This is a genomic window from Streptomyces bugieae (assembly GCF_036352915.1).
In the GTDB taxonomy this organism is placed as follows: Bacteria; Actinomycetota; Actinomycetes; order Streptomycetales; family Streptomycetaceae; genus Streptomyces; species Streptomyces endophytica.
The window spans coordinates 112,257-133,501 of the sequence record NZ_JAZBJP010000006.1 but is presented as its reverse complement, the minus strand read 5'-3'; the positions used below and the strand labels follow the sequence as shown (position 1 = coordinate 133,501).

The following is a 21,245-nucleotide window of genomic DNA, read 5'->3' as shown; positions in this document are numbered from 1 at the left end:
CGAGTCGGGAGGGGATGGGTGGAGACTTCCACAAGGGTGCCGGGGGCCGTTGCCGCACTGCATGCCGGGCTGGACGCCCTCACCAACGAGGTCATCCACGCCCTGCGGACCCAACTCCCCTCCTACGCGGCGGTCTCGGCGGACCAGCTCCGGCCGCGGGTGACGGTGTCGCTGCGCAACGGCCTGTCGCTGGTGCAGCACTGGTCCGGCGAGGGGCACCGGTCACCCCAGGGCACGGTGCACGGCAGCGGCCCGGCGTACGACCTGCCGGCCGGGCACCTCGCCGAAGTGACCGCGCTGGCCCGCTCCGTGCCCGTCGAGGACATCATCTCGGCCTACCGGATCGGCTCGGACATCGTCTGGCGGCGGTTCGGCGAGGAGATGGCGGCCCGGCAAGGCACCGCCGAAGACCTGCTGCCGATCGCCGAGACGCTCCGCGCCTGGGCGGCCGCGACCACCTTGCGCATCGTCCACAGTTGCCGCGCCGACCTCCAGCGAAGAACGGTGACCGATCGTCGGCGGGCGGCGCTGGTCCGCGCGCTGCTGCTCGGCGAGGCGCGGTGGGCCGAAATCGACGCCGACGGCCGTCCGGAGGACGGCGAGCTGGACGACGCCTACGACCGCAGCGCACTGCGCCTCCCGTTCCGGGCCCGGCTGCCCGGCCCTCCCGAGCCCGACGGCCTGGCCTGCCTCCCGGTCCCCGGTCCCGCTCCGCGCGGGCCCGGGTACCCCGACTCCGCCGACGGCGCCCTCGCCCGCACCGTCGATCTGCTGCGCCCCTGGCTCGCCCTGGACGCCTCGGGAATGCCACTGGTCACGACGGTGGACGGGGAGGTGGCGGGGCTGCTGGCGGCGCGTCCCGAGGGGCTGTGTCGCGGTCTGGTGGTGGGGCTGGGCGCCCCGGCGCCCGCGTCCAGGCTCGCCACGGAGTTCGTCCGGGCCACCCAGGCCCTCCGCGCAGCGGTCGGCTCCGGGCTCGTCGGAGTGTTCACCCACGAGGAACTGGGGCTGCGGGCCACGGTCGTGGCGTTGCCGGCCGTGGGCGAACAGCTGGTCCGGCTGCGTCTGGCGCCGCTGGCCGAACGGGGCGAGGACGGCGTCCAGTTGGAGGAGGCCGTCGCCGCCTATCTACGGCAGGGGATGCGACTGGAGGCCGCCGCCCGCGCCCTGTACGTCCACCCCAACACACTGCGCAACCGGCTCCGGCGCTTCGAGGAGATCACCGGAACCAGCCTGCGCGATCCGGCCGATCTGGCGGAGGTCTGGTGGGCGCTGGCCCACCGCCGGATCCACGGCCCGGCGAGCTGAGGCCCGAGCTTCCGGCCGTGGGGTGAGCACGGCCCGACAGGCAACCATCGTGCAGCCTCGCGGCGGTTTCCGGTCCCCGCCTGCTGCACAGTTGACGTCAAGGCGGAAGCCCGGCGCGAGCGGCACTCGACGGCACCGCTCCGCTGCCGGAGACCCGCCGGGCATGGAAAGCTGATTCGGACCAGGGTGGCCGCCTTGGCGAACACCCCTGCCGTTCGGCGGGTTTCTGGATATCGGGCATGGAGCCCTCGCGGTGGCGTCATGCTTCCCATCGTGCCGGTGCGGCAGCGGGAGGACAGGGATGTGCGAAACGGGGGAGGCGTGACGATGCGAGACCAGCTCCTCGGGGACCGTTACCGTTTGGTGCGGCAGCTCGGCGAGGGCGGCATGGGGCAAGTATGGGAGGCCCAGGACGAGACGCTGGGCCGGCCTGTCGCGGTCAAGGTGATCTCCCTGCTCGCCGGTGGCGGAAGCCGCGGCGACGAGGCCCGCGCCAGATTCCTGCGCGAGGCACGGATCACCGCCCAACTGCAGCACCCCAACATCGTGACCGTCCACGACCTCGGCGAGACCGGCGCGGGAAACGAACGGGTCCCGTTCCTGGTGATGGAACTGGTCCGAGGCGAGGGCCTGGACACGATGTCGCGCCGAGGTGCCGTCACCCTGGCGGAGGCGGCCCGATGGGGCGCGCTGGTATCTGACGCGCTTGCCGAGGCGCACGCAGCCGGCATCATGCACCGGGACATCAAGCCGTCCAACATCCTCATCACGCCTTCCGGCACCGTGAAGGTCCTCGACTTCGGCATCGCAAGGGCAGCCGACCCCTACGCGACCGCAGACCGCCTCACCCAGACCGGCTTCATCGTGGGCACACCCGCCTACATGGCGCCCGAACAAGCACGCGGCTTCCCGGAACCGCGCAGCGACCTGTACGCCCTCGGCTGCCTCCTCTTCGAGCTGATCACCGGCCAACTGCCGTTCCAGGCACCCGACACGGTGGGATACCTCTCGGCACATCTCGCCCAAGAACCGCCCACTCCCAGCTCGGTATCCACCGGCGTCCCTTCCGCGTGGGACGACCTCGTGCTGAGGCTGCTGGAAAAGGATCCCGACCAGCGGTACCCGAACGCCACCGACCTTTCCCAGGCACTACGACACCTCGACCGCACACCCGAGCCCGCCGCAGGCCCCGCGCCGCCAGCGGGAGGGGCCACCCAGCCCCCTTCCATGACAGCGACGGCCCCGCTCCCGCCTGTGACCCCCACCCGCAGAGCAAGTAGCCTCCTCCCACGGCCGGACACCGCAGCGACGCATATCCCGGCACGCCGTGGTCGCGCGACACGGTTCGTCCTCCCGGTATGTCTGTGGTTGCTCCTCCTCGCCTCGCTGGCCGGCCCGAAGGCAATCGGGGTGCCGGTCGACCTGGCGGTCATCTGGGTGTTCACGGCAGTACTCAGACCGCGCTCCGGAAGCCTGACGCGCGGGACGGGATACGCGGCCGTGGCGGCCATCGCTGTGCAGCTCGTGGGGTTTGTCATCCATTACTGGGATGACTTTCTCTACGGCGTCTCGGTGTGGTGGCCCCACCTCATGATGATCTTCCCGACCATCGCGGCGTACTGCTACCGCGACGTCAAGACCCGGCGAGCGGCAAGTTCGAGCTCGACATGAACAGCCGGCTCGCCTGAGAGTCCGTGAGCTCGTCTGGGGCTGGTGACACGGTCGTTAACGGCATCCCGGGTTGGTCGGCAACGTGCCTGACGGGTGCGGGGCGGGGACCCGGTCCGGCGGGGCCTGACCCCGCCGCTCGGCCACCCGCCCCTCGGGCGGGCCCGGCGACTCGCCCACCGCTGCGGGCGCAAGCCCAGCAATCGCCTGGCCCTCCTCGGACTCGCCCCTGCACTGCGCTGCCATAGGGGAGAGGCGACCCATCCGCGCGGCACGTGGCCCTGTGGGCCCGTGTCGCCGGGCAGCGGCATTCTGTCCGGGGGATGGTCAATCACTAGGCATATCCAAGCCGTGTGCTATTAAATCCATGTCATTGCATGGCGCGCGGGGGAGTGGATGATGTCTTTCGAAGGTCGTCTTCTGGGTCGGGCGGCCGAGCTGGCGGAGCTGTCCCGGTTGGCGGAGTCCACACTCGCCGGCGTGGGACAGGCCGCCTTCGTGGTGGGGGAGTCCGGTCTTGGGAAGACCGCGGTGCTTGAGCGGGCCGCGGCGGACGCCGGGCGCAGGGGCATACAGGTGCTTTCCGCGAGCGCCCAGAACCTGGCGCAGCCTTGCCCGTTCGCCGTCATCTCCCACTGCTTGAGGCTGGAGGAGTCCCCCTCGGACGAGCGGCGGGCGGAGGTCGCCGCGGTCCTGCGCGGCGATGCTCGCTACGGTGTGGCGGGCGCCAGGAACGAGGCCGCGGGGGCGGATGCGGCGACGATCGAGGCGATGGTCGGGCTGGTCGAGGACCTGTGCGCGCAGCGGCCGTTGGCCCTGTTCCTCGACGATCTGCAGTGGGCCGATCCGGCGAGCCTGGCCGTGCTGCACAAGCTGGTGCGCTCGGTGCATCAGTTGCCGCTTCTCGTGGTCGGCGCCCATCGACCCGTGCCCGGAGCGGGGGAGGTCGCGCATCTGTCGCGGAGCACGATCGCCGGCAACCGTACCCTGCTGGAACTGGCACCCCTGGATACCCCGGACGTGGCGGCCCTGCTCGCAGACCACTGCGGCCGGAAGGCCGGCCCCCGACTGCTGCGGATGGCCGAGGGAGCTGCCGGAAACCCTCTGTACCTCACGGAGTTGGTCGCCGCACTGCGGCGCGAGCACGCCATCGAGGCCGGCGGAGCCACGGCGGAGGTCGCCGCCGCCTGTGTGCTGCCGACTCTGACCGCGCTGGTTACGCACCGGCTCCGCTACCTGCGCGAGGACGTGCTGCAGATGCTGCGCATCGTCTCCGTGCTGGGCGCCGGCTGCACCACCGCCGAACTCGCCGCGGTCATGGACATCCCGCTACGCGACCTGCTGACCGCCATGGCGGAGGCCGAGGCGTCCGGAATCCTCAGAGACACCGGCCAGGGCCTGCGCTTCCGCCATGAGCTCATCCGGGACGCGCTGTACGACGCCGTGCCGGGGTCGGTCCGGGCCATGCTGCACATGCAGGCGGCGCAGCGGCTCGCCGAGGCCGGCGCGGCTCCGGAACGGGTTGCCGAGCACCTGCTCAACGGGGTGCCGAGCCCGAATTTCCTGATCACCTGGCTGGAAGGATCCGTCGCCCGGCTCACCACACGGGCCCCCGCCATGGCTCTGCGGCTCCTCACCACGGCGTTGGAAATCGGCGACCCCGCGGACGCCGGATACGGCAACCTCCGTTTGCACCACGCGGTCGCGCAGCTCTCCTGCGGCCATCTCGTGGAGGCGGAGGAGAGCGCCCGATCGGCCCTGGCCAAGGCGCCTGACTCCGGGCTGGAAACCGTACTGCGCTGGATCGTCATCCAGGCGGCGTTCGCCCGCGACCGACCCGACGTGGCACTGGCGGAGGCGCGGGCCGGATGCCGGAGCCCCGGTGTCGGGGCGATCGAGCGGGTGCAGTTCCAGGCGTTCAGCGCGGTGTGCCTCTTCGCGCTGGGCGACCTCACCGAAGCCGGTGCCACGGCCTCACGTGCTCGGTCCGCCGCCGACGAGGCCGGGGACAGCTCCGCTCTGGCCAGCACCCTGCACGTACTGGCCGCCAAGCGCTTCATCGAAACCCCCGACGCCGAAGCGATCGAACTGGCGCGGCAGGCCTCCCGTATTACCCCTGACACGATGCACCCCGCCCAGTGGCTGGGACTTCAACTATCCCTGGTCAACTGCTACATCGACCTCGATCTCGGGCCCGATGCCCAGCGGACCCTCGCCGCCGTACGAAGACCGGCGGAGCGCATCGGCGGGGTGTTCCTGCCCTGGCACCACCTGTCCTGCGCGCTCCTCGCGTTCCACACGGGGCGTTGGGACGATGCGCTGGCAGAGATCGAAGCGGGTCTTGACTGCGGAGACCAGGCCGCGATGAGCCGGGCACTGCGGGCGATGGCGGCGGTGATCGCCGCACACAGAGGCCAGCGCCCCCTCGCCGAGGCACACCTGACGGCCGTGCTGCCCGAGCTCGACAACGCGACGGTCGCCGCCTTCTACGAGTACCTGCCGATGTGCGCCGGCGCCCTGTTGGACGAAGCGCGGGGCGACGACCGACGCGCGTACTCCCGACTGGCCAAGGCGTTCGACGAGGGCGTGGGCCATCTACCCGGCCAACTGATCCTGGGCTTCCTGACCCCCGATCTGGTCCGACTCGCCCTGGCCCAGGGGGATCACGACAGCGCACGGCGCTACGCCGCCGCCGCGCAACGCCGGGCCGAGGACAGCGGCGGCCTCTACCACCTCGGTGACGCCTACCGCTGCGAAGGTCTGCTGAGCGGGGACCCCGATCTGCTCATGGAAGCGGTCCACTGCTACCGCAACGCACCGCGACCACTCAACGCGGCACACGCCTGCACCGATGCGGCCGAGGCGCTGGCCCGCCGAGGGCGCCTGGACGACGCCCGAGTCCTGCTCGACCAGGCGCTGGAGACGTTCACGCGGCTCGGCGCGGCCTGGGACGCGGCGCAGGCAACGTCCCGGCTGCGGGCGGTCGCCGTCCGCCGTGGATCGCAGCGGGCCCGAACCGGCGCACGCGACGGCTGGCAGGCACTCACGCATACGGAACGCCTGGTCGCGGAGCACGTCGCCGAAGGATGTTCCAACCCCGAGATCGCGGCTCGGCTGTCCATCGCCCGTAGCACCGTCAGCACCCATGTCTCCAGCATCCTCAGAAAGCTTGCGATGACCTCGCGGGTCGAGATCGCCGCTGAGGTGACCCGCCGGCAGCAGTCCGGGCGGTCACCTTCGCAGGACTGAGCCGTCCGCTGGGGGCCGGGGTGCGCGGGCCCCACGCGTTGTTCCCCGGCTCCGTTCGCGGAGGCCGGGGAACGGTCCGACGGCGGCCTGCCGTCAGATCACGAGATGGCGTGCGAAACGCCGGTCACCGGTTGTCGACGCACTCCTTGGCGAGGCTGTCGCTCGTGCACAGCACCAGGTTGCTGCTGAGATCGTCGGTGCCGTCGACGGCGGGGAGCGTGGCGGTACCGTCGCCGGACCACTTGTCACCGAGGTCGTTGGTGAACGTCCACTTGCCCGTCACCGTCTTCATCAGCTGGCCTCGCATCGCCCAGCTGTAGTTGTTCGGCTTCACGGATATCTTGTTGGCGTCGCTCACGGTGTTGGTCTGGGTCCAGGAGTGCTCGTAGCGTGCGCTGATCGCGCTGCTGACCTTGACCGAGACGACTTCGATGTTGACCCCGACCTCGCTGGTGACGGTGATGGAGCTGCCCACCGTGTTGGTCTCGGCCGAGGTCTGCGTCCAGGTGATGGTCCGGTCTGCCGGATCGGTGCTGTTGTTCCACACGTTGGAGCTGACCCGCTTGAGGTTCCCCACGGACGCCACACTGTCGCCGGTGACCGTGTAGTCACAGGACTTGATGATGCTGGAACTGTTGCTGCACTGCTTGAGAGCGTAGGCGGTGGCCAGATCCGACAGGCTGGGGCCCGTGTACCCGGGGCTGGGCGTCGGCCCGATGATCCACTCCTGGTTGCTGTTGCCGTGGCAGTTGGAGAGGCCGACCGTCGCGCCGTCGTTACCGCTTCCCCCGAACACGTCCATGCACTGGTTGGTGTTGACGTTTCGGATCAGGTAGTAGCCGCCGCCAGCGTCCGAGGGCTGCAGATACCAGTTCTGCTTGGTGTTGGCCTGGTCGCAGTACACCGGCTCGACGAGATGGTTGTTGTCGGTGTTGAAGTCGAGGCACTTCTGCGTCTTGTCGTTGCGGATCAGGAAGCTCCCGTCACCGTTGGGCAAGATGCTCCAGTTCGCCATCGGCCTCTTGTTGACGACGATTTCGGTCCCGTAGTCGGGCGAGTCCTTCGCCAGATCCAGGGACGGCGCGAGGCCGTCTGCCTGGGGCAACCGCGGTGACAGGGACAGGCCCGCCAAGGCGGCGGTGTCCGCATGGGCCGTTCCGGTCGTCAGCGGAGACACCGACGTGGCGAGCGTGGCGAAGGCGACCGCGGCGAATGCGGCCAACGTCCGCCGCACTGGCCCGTGAGGGGTCGACTCGGTGATCATGATTGGTCTGTTCTCCTTCGGCAGTTCTTGCCTGCGAGGCCGGTTCGACGACCGGCCCCTTCCGCCGCAGCAACGCAGCACCCTCGTCCCTCTCCTCAAACATGCTCCGAGAAGGAGGCGAGGGAGCGCTCTGCCCCTAGCTGTGGCCTGCTGCGGCGGTGTCAACGTACGGGTGCGCACGCGCCGTTACATCCATCAACTGAAGGAGGCTTAAGGGACGGGCGGCGGCGGAAGGAGACGGGCACTTGCCACCGACGGCGGATGTCGGCCAAGCGCGTCATGGGGTGGGGAGGACGGTGGAGTGTGCTTCTGCAGCAGGGGCCCTATGGGGAAGTCGCAGTCGAACGAACACGGCGCCGCCGACATCTCGTATCCGATGGTCCGCACCTGCGTGAAAGAGCGCCGGCCTCTTCGACGAGTACCGCCCGCTGCTGCGGAACCGTGGGGTCAAGCCCCACATCGCCAAAGAAATGGGCCTGGACCTCACAGCTGCGAGCGGCGTACCGCAGCTGTGAGGTCCAGGCCGTCATGGTCACCCGTTGCGGGGCGACGGTGGTGCTTGTTGCCTGGTCCTGATAGCGGGGTGACTGCTGCCCGCATCAGGAGAGTTGACCGACTCTGGCGTTACCCGGTGTAGGTGAATTCGTCGGCTGGACTGCTGGGGGACGAGTAGCCGTTCACGGTCACGGTGATGTCCACGGTCGTGCTTGTGGTCTTGCCCGACAAGGGTGCTTTGGCGACGATCTTGTCCGTGTCGACCTGGACGGATGGAGAGGCGTTCTTTCCGAAATGCACGGCGGCGCCTTTCGCGAAGCCCGCGCCGGAGATGGTGACCGAGTCGTTGGCCTTGCCCCTGTCCGGGGTGACGTTGGTGACGACCACGGGTTCGGGCCCGCCGTAGGCGAACTGCCCGAGCGGGACGGCCGCGGAGGTGCCCAGGGGGTTGGTGACATACACGTTGACGATGCCGGTCCCGTCGGGCACCTCGGCAGTGATGCTGCCGTCGGGGTTGAACGTGAGGGGTTTCTGGCAGGGGACGGGGCCGAAGTCGACCTGGCTGTCCTTGCTGAAGCCGCTGCCCTTGATGGTGACCTGTGTGCGCGCTGCGCCGAAGCTGGGAATCACGCCGGTCACCACCGGCGGCTCGGGGAGGGCGGGTGCATCCAGCAGCCTGAGGTAGGTGGAGTTGGCGTGCTGAAATGCGACCTGGCCCATGAAGTCCGCAAGCGAGGCCTTGACCAAATTGTCGTCGCGGACCATGTAGTCCGTGTTCTTGGTGACGGCAGTGCCCGGCTGGACGTAGACATTGTTCCCGGGCAGAGTTGCGATCGTCCCGAGGAGCACCTTCACGTCGAGGGTCGCCGCTGGTCCGGGATTCGGGTACCAGCTCTCCGCGGTGGGCAGATCGGCCCAGGCCAGCGGGACGACGTCGTAGGCGTTGACGTAGCGCTGGTTCATGCTCCCGAACTGGGAGGTGAGGTAGTTGGCGAAGCTCTCCAGACCGGCGGTGGGTGCGGCGAAGGTGACCACGCCGAACTGCGGCTGGCTCTTCTGCCAGGTCTGCGCCTTCAAGTACAGCGCGACCATGGTCGCGATGCAGCCACCCAGGCTGTGACCGATCACGTAGACCGTCGGTTGCGGCACCCCCGTCACGAGGCCGGCGAGCGCCTGCACGAGAGTGGTGCCGCTGCCGATCTGACGCATGTCGACGATCTGAGTGAAGGCGTCCATCGCTCCCTTCGACACGGAGATGGGAGACGGGGACCCGCTGGCGGTGAACGGCACCACCGTGCCGACGTCGAGGTCTTCGAGAATGTCGGTCACGTTGGCGTTCGTCCCGCGGATGACCACGGCAATCTGGTCGTTGTTCTTGACGATGTACGCCATGTTCGCGTTGTCCGGGCTCAGCGCGAGCCACGTCGGTGACCAGCTTTTCGTCAGGGGGTTGGACAACTGCCGGGTGATGCCGGACTTGATCCGGTCGGTCTGGGCTTGCAGGGTCTCCCCCGACGGACGGGGAGTCGCTCCCGTTGATGCGATTGCCGCCAGGGTCATGGCCACCTGAGGCGTGATCGGAGTGGACTGTTGTGCCTCGGCCATATTTGCTCCTTGAACTTCCAGTCGTTGTCAAACATCTCCAATTCAATGTATTCGCATACTCGGTTTCCTGCCGGGTGCGAGGACTTTGCGGGCTCTGGTTCACTCGTTCGGAATAGGATCCGACTTCAAGCGGGACCTTGGTGAACAATTCAATGAACTGGTGACACGAAACGGCATTGTCGCGGTTTTTCCAGTGACTCGGGTGGACGGTGGAGGCGCCCCATTTGGGGGTTTCAAAGTTGCGCGGTGCGGAGGTGTCCGCGGGCTCGTGGAGTGGTGACGCAGCGTGTCGGTATTCGCTGGTTGTCGGCGTTACGGAACCCGAAGGCGTTGCGGGCGACAAGCTTGATCACGTGGTTGATGCCTTTGTTCTTGGCGTTGCTGTGGCCGGTTTCGATGAATGCGGAGATCTCGGTGTATCCGTGGTCGACGGCGATGGCGACGGCGAGCTGGCGGACTTCGGGGATATCCGCGCCTCAGGTCAGACGCTTCCGCCGCACGTGGACGGTGCGGTGGCGGTCGGCGCCGGTGCGGGCCAGGGCGAGGAAACTGCGCAGGGACTCCGGCGAGACGAGCCAGGCTCCACGGGCCGCCGCCTGGCTTCGGCGCAGGGCCATACCTCCTTCACCCACCCGGCCACGGCTTCCTCGTCCCGTTCGACGGCCCGGCGGGACCGTTACGCACCAGCAACTTCCGCACGCAGCGATGGTGCCTGCGTTCCCCGCCGGTGCAAGCCAGAAAAACCAGGAGCCGACCGAGGTCGGAACACGTAAGACTTTTCCCATGACCACAGACTTCCGTGCGCCAGGCCCAGGGCGTTGATGCTCCCGTACTGGCGCGGCTGCGATGGGCGTTCAAGCAAGAGGACCACGAAGGCGGTTCTTCCGCTCCGGCCCGGTCCATGACGCAGGCTGAACAGTGGATCCGGGAGCGGCTTGACGGCGGGCAGTGGCTGGCCTGGGTGGTCGAGAGGGGCGCAGAGATCTGCGGGCATGTCTTTCTCCACCTGGTCGAGCGCGTACCAGACCCTTATGAGGACAACACCCCTGTCGGCTACGTGACGAACTTCTACGTGATGCCCGAGTACCGCAATCTCGGGTTCGGGGCTGCCCTTCTCAGGGCCCTACGGCAGCATGCTCAGGAGTTGGGTTCGGATGTGCTCATCGTCTGGCCGTCCGAGCGCAGCGTGCCGGTCTACCGGCGGGCAGGCTTCCGACCATCGCCAGATCTGCTGGAAGCGCGATGAGCTCGACACGCCAACGGCGAACGGTTCGGGGCGCGGGTGTGGCGGCGTGCCCGTGAAACTGCGCAGCATTCACAACGCGCCGCACACCAGAGCACCGGGGCCTCAACCGATAGTCGACCTGTCGGCGGGCCAACGTCGATACAGCGAGTTCGAGTTGGAGTGTGACCGATGGCTGATGGTTTTGCCCTCGAAGGGGCGCTGACCCGGCTTGTCCCCACGAGCGAGGATGACCTGGATCTGCTGGCTTCATGGTTCGCGACCCCGGACTTCGTCGAGTACTGGGGAGGAGCGCCGAAACCGCGGGAAGAGGTGGCCGAGAAGTACCTGGGGCGGCGCCGACCCCGTGTGGAGTCCTTCCTCGTGCTGGCCCATGGAACACCGGTGGGATACGCGCAGTACTGGCACGCCGACACGGCCGAAGGCGGCATCGACATGGTGCTGACAGCCCAGGCACGCGGGCGCGGCCTGGGACCGGACGCCGCTCGCACCCTCCTCGCGCACCTCCGCGGGTATCTCGGCTGGCGGCGCGTGACGGTCGACCCGGCGAGAGACAACCTCCGTGGCGTACGGGCATGGCAGAAGGCCGGCTTCCGACAGGTCTCATGCGAGGGCGAGACCCTCCTCATGGAGCGCCGCCTCACAGAATGACGCCGGAACAGGGGCCGCAGCCCGGAGTGCTGTGAAGCACCATTGCACCGCGACGCCCATAGGCGTCCTTGACCGCGAGCACGATGCCGCACACCGACGACATTGGTGATCCCGGTGCCCCAGCACTCCGGAACCAGGTGGAGCTTGTGCAGGCACTTCGAGCTGTACCTGCCCGTGCACATGCGCGTGTACGCCGGCAGCCGTCAGCCCCTACGACTCCACGAGTTCAAACTCAGTAGGCCTTGACCTCAAGTGCACTTGATGTATGAGAGTCAACGTCCATGACACGCTTCCTGGATCTCGTTCACCCCGCGGCTGGAACGGCTTTGTTGAGTGAGTGGCGTACTGGTACCGCCGAGCGTTCGCGCACAGCCGTCGACGCTCTGATGGATGAATGGGCGGCAGCCGAGACACCTTCCGGGCGCCTGGCACAGCACGTCTTCCTGTCCACGGACGGCGCCAACCTCCTCTTCTACGCGCAGTGGACCAGCGATGCAGACCACCTGGCATGGGCCCGGGCCCGCCGCGCAGAAGTCGTCAGTCGCGTGGACACGCTCGTGCCCGGTATCGAGCGTCCTGGACTGGCCCGAACCCGCCTCCATCACAGCGTGGTTCACGACGCGGAACGACCAGCTGGCGTCTTCGTGGTGAGCACGGTGGCGGCGGGCGATGTGGAGATCCCCGTCGTGCCAGCGCCGGGGCTGCTCGCTGCGCACACCCACCTGACACCACATGGTGAGCGTGCGATCGTCGTCGCAGAATGGAGCGACACCGCCTCTCATGAAGCCACCACTGCCGATGGCGTCAGCTTCAAGCAGTACACGCTGTACCACTCATTGGTCGACGACCGCCTCTGAGGAGTGCCCACCCGGTCGCGAGTGGAGCCACAGTCGGACCGCGGCGAGGGGACAAGCCCATGAGGGTGTTCTGCGGAATCGACCGGGTCGGCGCCCGCCCCCGCGGGCCGCACTGAGCCGGCGGTGTAGCTACGGCTCGCGCCGATCGCGTCGGCTCCCCGCACCACGGGCGATGCGGTACAACACGTTGGGACGCAGGGGCCCTTCGGGCACGGTGGGGTCGTCGAAGTCGTCGGCCGGGTCCCGCGTCATACCGATCCGGCGCATCACCGCCTGCGAGCGGGAGTTGGTGGCCGTTGTCACGGCAAGGATCTCAGACAGTTCAAGGGTGTCGAAACCGTAGGCCAGGACTGTCAGCGCCGCCTCGGTAGCGTAGCCCTGCCCCCAGGCCGAGCGGGCGAGCCGCCAGCCGATCTCCACTCCGGTGAACGGCATCTCGTCATCCACCTGATCCAAGCCCGCGAAGCCGATGAACCCACCCGTGGCCCGCACCTCAACCGCCCACCACCCGTAGCCTCGCTGATCGAACTCCGCTTGGAACTGCGCCACGGAGGCATCGCTCTGTTCGCGGGTCAGCAGGTCGCCCAAGTGCTCCCTAACCTCAGGATCGGCATTCATCGCCGCCCATGGTTCAAGGTCGGAGTCACGCCATCGACGGAGGACAAGGCGATCGGTACGCAGTTCAGCCATGCCGCCCAGCCAACTTGAACTACGCATCCGAGGCAATCCCTTTTGGCCGGGTGCCCCCGCGCAACTGTGACGTACGCTCCGGCGCCGCAGAGGGACGGCCAGGGGGCACCTGATGCGGTCCGGGCCGTGGAATGGGTTTACCACTCGCGCGTCTGCCGGGCCGTCGGCCTGGGCACGGGCTTGGCTGGGATCCGGGAGTTTCGGCGAGCCGTGGTCCCGGGCCGGAGTGCCGCGGCCCGGGAGTGGGGCGGGCGCATTCGGGAGACCGTCCGAGGGCGCATCACATGACGCAGCAGGGGACCATCGCGATAGAGCGCATGGCGGGATCAGCCGCAGCACAGGCCGAGGTTCCATTCGGCCGGCCCTGCCGACCGGTTCGGGAAGGCGCAGGTCGCGCGGGGGTGAACAGCCCAGGACGATGTGTCTCCCCGGCACGCGAGCGGGCCCCCCTCGATGTGGGGGCCCGCGTGGTCTCTACCTCTGCCTGCTGTTCATGCCCGCCGCAGTGCGGAGCGGCCTGCGAAGCGCGCCGAGTCGCCCAACTCCTCCTCGATGCGGATCAGTTGGTTGTACTTCGCCGTGCGGTCGGAGCGGGAGAGCGAGCCGGTCTTGATCTGACCGCAGCCGGTCGCCACCGCCAGATCCGCGATGGTGGTGTCCTCGGTCTCGCCCGAGCGGTGCGACATGACGGCCGTCCAGCCCGCCTGGTGGGCCGTGGCCACCGCGGCCAGTGCCTCGGTCAGGGTTCCGATCTGATTGACCTTGACCAGGACCGAGTTGCCGACGCCGGTGCGGATGCCCTCGCGCAGCAGCGTCTCGTTGGTGCAGAACACGTCGTCGCCGGTGAGCTGACAGCGGTCGCCGACGCGGGCGGTCAGCTCGCGCCAGCCGTCCAGGTCGTTCTCCGCCATCGGGTCCTCGATGGAGACGACCGGGTAGGCGTCGATGAGCTTGGCCAGGTAGTCGGCGTGCTCGGAGGGGGTGCGGCGCACCCCCTCGCCCGCGTAGTCGTACACCCCGTCGCGGAAGAACTCCGACGACGCCGGGTCCATGACCAGGCCGATGTCCGTGCCGGGGCGGTAGCCGGTGCGCTCGATGGCGGTCATCACGAAGTCGAGCGCCTCCTCGGCGGTACGCAGTGCGGGCGCGAAGCCACCCTCGTCGCCGACGCCGGTGGAGTGCCCGGCGGCCAGCAGATCGCGGCGCAGGGTGTGGAAGACCTCGCTTCCCATGCGGACGGCTTCGGCGAAGGAGTCCGCGCCCACGGGCGCGATCATGAACTCCTGGAAATCCAGCGGATTGTCGGCGTGGGCGCCGCCGTTGACGATGTTCATCATCGGCAGCGGCAGGAGGTGGGCGTCGGCGCCGCCGAGGTAGCGGTAGAGGGGCTGGCGGTGGGCCGCCGCGGCGGCCTTGGCGGCGGCGAGGGAGACGCCGAGGATCGCGTTGGCGCCGAGCCGGGACTTCGTGGCGGTGCCGTCGAGGGCGACCAGCGCGGCGTCGAGGCCCGCCTGGTCCGCGGCGTCCCGGCCGCGCACGGACGCCGCGATCTCCCCGCTGACGTGGGCCACCGCGCGGTCGACGCCCTTGCCGTGCCAGCGCGCGGAGTCTTGGTCGCGCAGTTCCACGGCCTCCCGGGCGCCGGTGGAGGCACCTGAGGGGACAGCCGCGCGCCCCAGGGACCCGTCCGTCAGGACGACGTCGACCTCGACCGTGGGGTTGCCCCGGCTGTCGATGATCCGCCGGGCGGTGACGGTCTCGATGGTGGCGTTGACGGATCCAACTGCCGTTGCGGACATGGGAGTTCCTTCCCGTTGTCGTGTGCCGTGGCCCCGGCTGCGACAGCGCTGGCGCTGAGCCCGACAACACCAAACACTACAGCAATGCTGCACAGTTTTGCTGTACAGCATTGCTGTGCAGGTCAGCTGCGCAGCTTTGCTGGTCAACGGGGTAAAATGCCCTATGCCCACCTCGGAAGCCGCCGCCATCGCCGCCGAACTGCGCACCGCGATGGGCAAGCTCACCCGACGCGTCAAACACGAGGACCGCATCCCGCTGGGCCAGGCCGCCGTGCTCGGTGCACTCGACCGCAACGGCGCCATGACCACCAGCGACCTCGCCGCCGATCAGCGCGTACGTCCCCAGTCGATGGCCCGGGCAGTGGGGTTGCTCATGGAACAGAACCTGATCACGCGCCGGGCGCACCCCACGGACGGCCGCAAGTCGCTGGTCGAGCTGTCGGACGCGGGCCGGGCCGCGCTCGAAGCGGAGCGCGGCCGCAGGGCCGGTTGGCTCGCGCAGGCCATCGAGGCCGAACTCACCGATGAGGAGCGGGCGTTGCTCGCGCAGAGCGCCGCCCTGCTGGAGCGGCTCGCCGCACGCTGAAGGGTGTTGACGGCGCCTCCCGCTGGCCGACCGCGTGCTGCTGGCGGCCGTGTACTACCGCACCAGCCTCACCGTGCGGCAGCTCGCCCCGCTCTTCGGGTTCTCCCGGGCCACTGTCTGCCGGGTCATCCTGCGGTTTGGGCCCTTGCACGCACTGGCGCCGGCCCCGCGGCCCGCCGCCGATGTCGAGCGATTGCGGATCGTGGACGGCACCCTCATCCCAGCCCGTGACCACACGGTGGGCACCTCGTCGCGCAACTATCGCTTTTCGGCAAACGTGCGCGGCCAGGAGTTGGCCGGGTGAGCGGCTGCGGAAGAAGGCATGAACCTGTCGTCGGCGGGTCGGGCCAGGTGGTTGCGGTGTTGGCGAAGGACGCCTTGACCGACAGGCCGGCCGTGGTGCGGCCTTGAAGCTGACGCAGCGGCACCTTGGACGATGACGCCGTACGGCAGACACAGTCACCCCACCGGAGGCATTCGTCATGTTGCGCGGCAAGGGCATCCATTACGACACCGGCACCTTTCCCAACGGCGACACGTCGCGCCCCGTCTTCGACGTTCGGGACGTCGAACGGGACATGCGTGTCGTCGCGGAGGACCTGCACTGCACCGCTGTCCGTATCACCGGGGGCGATCCGGACCGTATCGAGACCACGGCGTGGTACGCGGCGGAGGCGGGCCTGGAGGTCTGGTTCTCGCCGTTTCCCTGCGAGCTGTCGAACGCCGAGATGCTGCCGCTGTTGACCGACTGCGCCGAGCGGGCGGAGCGACTGCGGCGCGACGGCGCCGAGGTCGTCCTCGTCACCGGCTGCGAACTCAGTGTGTTCGCCCGCGGCTACCTGCCCGGGGACACACTGAACGAGCGCATTCCGGTCCTGGCGGGCCCCGGCCGCGAAGCCGCGCTCCAGGGCATCCCCGACAAGGTCAACGCCTTCCTGGGGGAGGTCGTCGACGCCGTGCGGCCCCTCTTCGGCGGCCGCGTGAGCTACGCCTCCTGCCCTCTGGACGGCGTGGACTGGGCCCCGTTCGACATCGTCGGCCTGGACGCCTTCCGTAGCCTGCGCAATGCGGCCACCTACCGCACCGACTTGCGCAAGGAATGCGGCCACGGCAAGCCCGTCGCCATCATGGAGGCCGGCTGCTGCACCTACCGGGGAGCGGGAGAGCACGGCGGCGCCGGCTGGTACATGGCGAGGGAGGCCGACGGCGTCACCCTCAAACCCGGCCTGGTGCGCGACGAGGGCGAGCAGGTCCGCTACCTCGACGATCTCATGACCGTCTTCGAGGGGGAGGGCGTCGATTCCGTCTTCTGGTTCAGCTTCGCCGGTTTCAGCACACCTCACCGGACATCCGGACCGGACGAGGACCTCGCCTCCTACGGCATCGTCAAAGTCCTGGACGAGCACAGCGGCTATCCCGCCGACAAGCGCGCCTACCCCGACATGCCCTGGGAACCGAAGCAAGCGTTCCACGCACTCGCCACCCGCTACAGGGCCCACTGAGCTTCCTCGCAGGGGTCACCGATCGGGCTCGCGACACGGGTCCGTGACGAGCGAGGCCCCCGGCCGGTTGAGGGAGATGCCAGCGATTGCGCGGCCTACTGCGCGGCCGGGGCCGGACAGTGGTGCGGGCGGTGATGGTGCTGCTGTCGCTGCACGGCCTGTCACCTGCACAGATCGCCGTACCGGTGGAGTACGACCCGGCCACGGTGCGCCGCCGGATCGGCCTCTTCCATGCCTGCGGGGTGACCGGTCTGGCCGACCGGCCCCGCAGCGGGCGACCGAGGCTGGCGGCCGGCGACTGCCCGCGCGGACCGCCGCGTTGCTCGAACGGCCAGCTCCTGGCCACTGCAACCCCCTGGACCAGCCCCTGGTTCCCGCCCGGTTACCGACAGAATTTCCGGAAACGCGCTTCAGCGGCCCGTACCGCTCCACGGGGCGTCACCACAGGCATGATGTAGGCCATGACGCACACCGCCCGCCGCATGTTCGAGCTCCTGGAGCCGATCTGCCTGGTCACCTACTTCGCCGACGAGTGCAACGAGGAGCTGGCCGCGCTCGGCCACCGCACCTACTGGGACGGCTACTTCGCCAGCCGCGCCGCGCCGCTCGGGCGGGTGCCGGCACAGGTCGTGCACGCGGCCTTCTACAGCTTCGCCGACGGGGAGGCCGCGCGGCACATCCCGAGCGCATGGGAGACGATCCCGCCCGAGGCGTCCGTCGCCGCGCGGGAGCGGGGCAGCGCGGCCTCCGTACGGCGGATCCTCGGCGACGAGTTGGCCGACTCCCCAGGCCTGGTGCGCGCCGCCGACCTGACCACCAAAGCCGCGACGAGCGCGCCCACGGAAGGTCGGGTGATGTACGCCGGGATGCGCACCCTTCCGGTGCCCAGCGACCCGGTCGCCCGGCTGTGGCATTCCGCGACCATGCTGCGCGAACACCGCGGTGACGGGCACGTCGCCGCTCTCGTCGGCGCGCGCATCGGCGGCACGGAGGCCCATGTGCTCGACGCGCTGGCACGGGGCATCCACCCGCCGGAGTCGTTCGGGCGCCTCCATCACCTGCCGAAGGAACGGCTGGCCGCGGTCATGGACGGCTTGCGCGAGCGCGGGCTCGTCGACGCCGACGGCCGGTTCACCGACGCTGGCCGCGAGACCAAGCAACGCATCGAAGCCCTTACCGACGAGCTCGCCGCCCCGCCGTACGACGCGCTGTCTCCCGCCGAGCTCGACGAGCTGGTCGCCGAGCTCGAACCCATCACCGCGACGCTGGTGGCCGCGGGGTCGCAGTGACGAGCAGCGACTGACGGGACGAGGAGCCCGCCGTCCGGTACGGCGAGTTGTCGGCGCGGTGTTCGCGCCCGCGGGGCTCGACCCGACCGTCGACTTCCTGGCCGCATCCCGGTGCCGACGAGCCGTGCGATGTCGTCGTCGTGGTCCGGCTCGATATCCGGCCGACCCTGGCGTCGTCCGGACACGCTGCATGCCGACAAGAGCTACGACTACCTCCGCTGCCGCCCGTACCTGCGCCAGCGTGGAATCAAGGTGAGCATTGCCCGGCGCCCGGCGCCCGGCGCGGCGTCGAGTCCAGCAGCCACCTCGGTCGAGTCCGCTGGGTCGTCGAACGAAGCATCTCCTGGTTGCTGTGCTTCAAGCGCCTCGGGCTGCGCTACGACGGCACCACATAGGGTGCTCGGGTGTTCCATCGGCTTGAGGTCAGTGTGTTGCCACCGGGCTTCCGTTGGGCTGCCCAGTTGCAGGTCCGGATCAACGGCGAGGAAGTGGTGGCAGAGGCGGTGGGAGAGGGAGGCCGCGGCCCGTTTGCGAAGGAGGCACTGCCCGCCGACGGTCACGGTCCCCTCTGGGCGACCGGCGAGGGGCGACGTGTAGTGCTGGGCGAGCCTGAGTGCACGGGCGGATGCTGTGGCTACCTGTCCGTGTTCGTGCAGCGGCACGGCGGGATGGTGGAGTGGTCCGACTGGCAGGTGCCCGTGGGCAAGGTGCGGCCCCCAGCATTCCATTTCCACGCCGCTCAGTACGACGCCGAACTGATCCGAGCACTGACAGACCGGCGGTGGCAGGTCTACAGGAGTGATTGACGCGCCGCCGGTCCTGGGTGTCACGTGGCCGTCAGGCTGTGCGGGTGGCTGAACGAGTACGCGTCCGTGAGATCGATGAAGATGAAGATGACGATGCCGATGACGTGCGCGGACGGGGGAGCGCAGGGGAGTGCCGGTGCCTGAGTGGTAGGCGCCGCGCGGTCGACCCGAGCGGCGGCATCGGCTCCGTCAGGCATGCCGTGGGCCCGCTCTTCGGCGAGCCCACAGTCTTGCGGTCATGTGCTGCGGCTCCATGCGTCGACCGTGGCGGCAGCCCAGGCCTTGACGCGTTCCGCGAACCCTTCGGCGGGGAACGTCCCGTCGACAGCGACATCTTCGATCGTGACGGAGAAACGCGATGGCGGCGCGTCCCGTCGTGGCGGGGCCACGTCGCGGACGACTCGTGGAGGGATGTTCTTCACGCGATGGGAGTTGCCAAGGCGAGCCTGATCGACAAGCTGGTTCACTTCATCGAGGCCGCCTTCGAGATATGCGTGCAGCAGCGTCCAGGCCATCGCACCATCGTCGGCGGGAAGTTGGCTGGGGTGCTGGAGCAAGAAGCACGAGACTGAGACACCGTGTAACGGCCCCCACGGTTCCTGCCGCGCGTGGTCCAACGCGAGCAAGGCCTGGAACAGGTCGTCACAGGATCGCGAGTTCATGGGAACACCGCACTCCGCGCAGGGTTTCATGCCTCCTCCTTTCTCCTTCTTGATCGTTGAGATAGAGCGTAGTGCTGCAGCTGACTTTCGGGGATTGTCATGGCTGGGCGGTCTCCCGTCGCTGCAATGGAGATCAGCTGTGACCCGGTTCCTTTTGCCGGCCTCAGCCGCGCCGGTCACGAACGTCAGCTGGAACTCCGGCCGAGACAGACATCACGCGTACCTGTTGAGTAGTTGGGGGGACCGGTGGCTCAGCGCTCCACGCGCTTCAGGCCGCGCACGGCTGGGATTGCCAGCAGCAGGGCGCAGGCGACGAGCGCCATGGACGCGGATACGCACAGCAGCGGCGCCGTGCCTGCGACGACCGCAAGCGGCCCTGCGACCGCCTGCCCAACGGGCTTCATCACCAGCGAGCCGGCCGCGTCGTACGCGTGCACCCTGCCGAGGACGTCCTGCGGGATGTGCGTCTGCACACTCGTGTGGAACATGACGATCCAGAACGCCATGCCCACGCCGCTCACCCCGTAGCACCCGGCGATGATCGGCGCGGGGAGGCCGAGAGCGACACCCAACGGCATGAGCGCCCAGAGGATCATCGAGAGGGCGCCGGCCCGTAGTGGATACCGTGGGCGGAGCCTGATCGCGACGATTCCACCCACCACGCTTCCCGCACCGAGGGACGACATGACCAGGCCGAACGTCGGTGCCCCGTAGTCGGTGACCAGCGTGCTGTTGCCGAGGGTCATGGTGGGGCCGGCGCCTGCCAACTGCCAGAGCATGAAGACGACGATGACGCTCCACAACCAGGTTCTGGCCCGGAACTCCCGCCATCCCTCGACGAGATCGGCCCGGAACGACGAGGCGCCGTCCCGCGCGGCCGGGCCCATCGGGACCGAGCGGAGCAGGAGCAGGCAGGTGCCGCTGACCGCATAGGTCAAGGCGTCGAGGGCGACCACCGTTGCCGGTGAGGAGACCACCAGCAGCAGGCCGGCCAGCGAGGGGCCGATGACGGCAGTGACGGACTCCGAGATGCGGAGGGTGGCGTTGGCCTTCTGTACGTCCTGGGCTATACGCGGGGTGATGCTGGCGACTCCCGGCTGGAAGAGTGCGCTACCTGCCCCGACCAGGGCCAGCAGCAACAGGATCTGCCACAGTGGTGGCGTACCCAGCAGGAACAGCAGCGCGAGCACTGCCTGGAAGCACAGTCGGACGGTGTCGGAGATGACCATCAGCCGTCGGGCGCCGAAGCGGTCGGACAGCACCCCACCAAAGATGATCAGTGCTGCGAACGGGGCTACGAGCGCGGCCAGCGCATAGCCCACCCCGCTCGCTCCGTATCCCGCCCGGATCACGGCGGCGGTGATCGCGACGGGGAGCATCGCGTCGCCCAGCAGAGAGGTGGTGCGGGCGGTGAAGAACAGCCGGAAGTCCGCTGCCCACAGCGGCAGTTCAGACGAGGTCTCCTTGACTTGCAGGTCGTGGGCCATGCCCGAGCCAGCCACCGCTCACCGTCCCCCGTATGCCGTTGGTCTTGACCAGGGCGACACTTTCCTGCCTCGGATGTCCCTCGG

The 21,245-nt window shown here is 68.9% G+C and carries 19 protein-coding genes and 3 pseudogenes; 13 read left to right on the top strand and 9 right to left on the bottom strand.

All coding sequences use genetic code 11. From position 1 onward, the window contains the following. Positions 1-18 precede the first annotated feature (18 nt). The 3 genes from V2J85_RS14750 to V2J85_RS14740 all read left to right on the top strand — a co-directional run bounded on the left by V2J85_RS14750 (position 19) and on the right by V2J85_RS14740 (position 6,225). On the top strand, positions 19-1,308 hold the full coding sequence (locus V2J85_RS14750; protein WP_330821830.1) for a PucR family transcriptional regulator: 1,290 nt from the start codon (positions 19-21) through the stop codon (positions 1,306-1,308). A 261-nt stretch (positions 1,309-1,569) separates the two neighbouring features. Next, complete coding sequence (locus tag V2J85_RS14745) at positions 1,570-2,979, top strand: serine/threonine-protein kinase (RefSeq protein WP_261958186.1); 1,410 nt, start codon at positions 1,570-1,572, stop codon at positions 2,977-2,979. 396 nt (positions 2,980-3,375) lie between these two features. Continuing rightward, the gene (locus V2J85_RS14740) at positions 3,376-6,225 is read left to right on the top strand and encodes an ATP-binding protein (RefSeq protein ID WP_330821827.1); all 2,850 of its coding nucleotides are present in this window, start codon (positions 3,376-3,378) and stop codon (positions 6,223-6,225) included. 124 nt (positions 6,226-6,349) lie between these two features. Here V2J85_RS14740 and V2J85_RS14735 read toward each other — a convergent pair whose 3' ends face one another. From V2J85_RS14735 to V2J85_RS14725, 4 genes are all read right to left on the bottom strand, one after another. Beyond that, positions 6,350-7,489, bottom strand: coding sequence for an RICIN domain-containing protein (locus tag V2J85_RS14735; RefSeq protein ID WP_261958188.1), 1,140 nt, complete (start codon positions 7,487-7,489; stop codon positions 6,350-6,352). A gap of 624 nt (positions 7,490-8,113) precedes the next feature. Then, a complete protein-coding gene (locus V2J85_RS14730) occupies positions 8,114-9,589 on the bottom strand; it encodes a lipase family protein (RefSeq protein ID WP_330821826.1) in 1,476 nt (491 codons plus the stop codon). A 233-nt stretch (positions 9,590-9,822) separates the two neighbouring features. Then, positions 9,823-10,026, bottom strand: coding sequence for a transposase (locus tag V2J85_RS41325; RefSeq protein ID WP_419836785.1), 204 nt, complete (start codon positions 10,024-10,026; stop codon positions 9,823-9,825). 39 nt (positions 10,027-10,065) lie between these two features. After that, entirely contained in the window at positions 10,066-10,206 is a 141-nt protein-coding gene (locus V2J85_RS14725) for a hypothetical protein (protein ID WP_330821825.1), read from the bottom strand. Between the two features lie 182 nt (positions 10,207-10,388). Here V2J85_RS14725 and V2J85_RS14720 point away from each other — a divergent pair, with 182 nt between their 5' ends. The 3 genes from V2J85_RS14720 (at position 10,389) to V2J85_RS14710 (ending at position 12,340) form a co-directional block, all read left to right on the top strand. Continuing rightward, the gene (locus V2J85_RS14720; RefSeq protein ID WP_330821824.1) at positions 10,389-10,835 is read left to right on the top strand and encodes a GNAT family N-acetyltransferase; all 447 of its coding nucleotides are present in this window, start codon (positions 10,389-10,391) and stop codon (positions 10,833-10,835) included. 168 nt (positions 10,836-11,003) lie between these two features. Beyond that, on the top strand, positions 11,004-11,483 hold the full coding sequence (locus V2J85_RS14715) for a GNAT family N-acetyltransferase (RefSeq protein WP_330821823.1): 480 nt from the start codon (positions 11,004-11,006) through the stop codon (positions 11,481-11,483). A 281-nt stretch (positions 11,484-11,764) separates the two neighbouring features. Continuing rightward, positions 11,765-12,340, top strand: a complete 576-nt coding sequence (locus V2J85_RS14710) for a hypothetical protein (protein WP_330821822.1) — start codon at positions 11,765-11,767, stop codon at positions 12,338-12,340. A gap of 129 nt (positions 12,341-12,469) precedes the next feature. On the opposite strand, the gene V2J85_RS14705 is transcribed toward V2J85_RS14710, so the two are convergent. Together V2J85_RS14705 and eno are read right to left on the bottom strand one after the other, a co-directional pair. Next, positions 12,470-13,030, bottom strand: coding sequence for a GNAT family N-acetyltransferase (locus tag V2J85_RS14705; RefSeq protein WP_330821821.1), 561 nt, complete (start codon positions 13,028-13,030; stop codon positions 12,470-12,472). A gap of 491 nt (positions 13,031-13,521) precedes the next feature. Next, a complete protein-coding gene (gene eno / locus V2J85_RS14700; RefSeq protein WP_330821820.1) occupies positions 13,522-14,829 on the bottom strand; it encodes a phosphopyruvate hydratase in 1,308 nt (435 codons plus the stop codon). A gap of 163 nt (positions 14,830-14,992) precedes the next feature. Here eno and V2J85_RS14695 point away from each other — a divergent pair, with 163 nt between their 5' ends. From V2J85_RS14695 to V2J85_RS14665, 7 genes and pseudogenes are all read left to right on the top strand, one after another. Then, entirely contained in the window at positions 14,993-15,415 is a 423-nt protein-coding gene (locus tag V2J85_RS14695) for a MarR family winged helix-turn-helix transcriptional regulator (protein WP_330821819.1), read from the top strand. Positions 15,416-15,431: 16 nt separating this feature from the next. Next, positions 15,432-15,692, top strand: a pseudogene (locus tag V2J85_RS14690) (helix-turn-helix domain-containing protein); the annotation flags it as partial. Between the two features lie 205 nt (positions 15,693-15,897). Beyond that, entirely contained in the window at positions 15,898-16,917 is a 1,020-nt protein-coding gene (locus V2J85_RS14685; protein WP_330821817.1) for a hypothetical protein, read from the top strand. Positions 16,918-17,003: 86 nt separating this feature from the next. Next, positions 17,004-17,257: pseudogene (locus tag V2J85_RS14680) on the top strand (helix-turn-helix domain-containing protein); the annotation flags it as partial. 121 nt (positions 17,258-17,378) lie between these two features. Next, complete coding sequence (locus tag V2J85_RS14675; RefSeq protein WP_261958199.1) at positions 17,379-18,206, top strand: SCO6745 family protein; 828 nt, start codon at positions 17,379-17,381, stop codon at positions 18,204-18,206. Positions 18,207-18,365: 159 nt separating this feature from the next. Further along, positions 18,366-18,589 (top strand): annotated as a pseudogene (locus tag V2J85_RS14670) (IS5/IS1182 family transposase); the annotation flags it as partial. 21 nt (positions 18,590-18,610) lie between these two features. Next, positions 18,611-19,012: a hypothetical protein gene (locus V2J85_RS14665; RefSeq protein ID WP_330821816.1), complete on the top strand. Its 402-nt coding sequence runs from the start codon at positions 18,611-18,613 to the stop codon at positions 19,010-19,012. A 20-nt stretch (positions 19,013-19,032) separates the two neighbouring features. Here V2J85_RS14665 and V2J85_RS14660 read toward each other — a convergent pair whose 3' ends face one another. From V2J85_RS14660 to V2J85_RS14650, 3 genes are all read right to left on the bottom strand, one after another. Then, positions 19,033-19,209: a hypothetical protein gene (locus V2J85_RS14660; protein ID WP_330821815.1), complete on the bottom strand. Its 177-nt coding sequence runs from the start codon at positions 19,207-19,209 to the stop codon at positions 19,033-19,035. A 39-nt stretch (positions 19,210-19,248) separates the two neighbouring features. Continuing rightward, the gene (locus V2J85_RS14655) at positions 19,249-19,704 is read right to left on the bottom strand and encodes a DUF5946 family protein (protein WP_261958202.1); all 456 of its coding nucleotides are present in this window, start codon (positions 19,702-19,704) and stop codon (positions 19,249-19,251) included. Positions 19,705-19,925: 221 nt separating this feature from the next. Then, complete coding sequence (locus tag V2J85_RS14650) at positions 19,926-21,161, bottom strand: MFS transporter (protein WP_261958203.1); 1,236 nt, start codon at positions 21,159-21,161, stop codon at positions 19,926-19,928. Between the last annotated feature and the right edge of the window lie 84 nt (positions 21,162-21,245).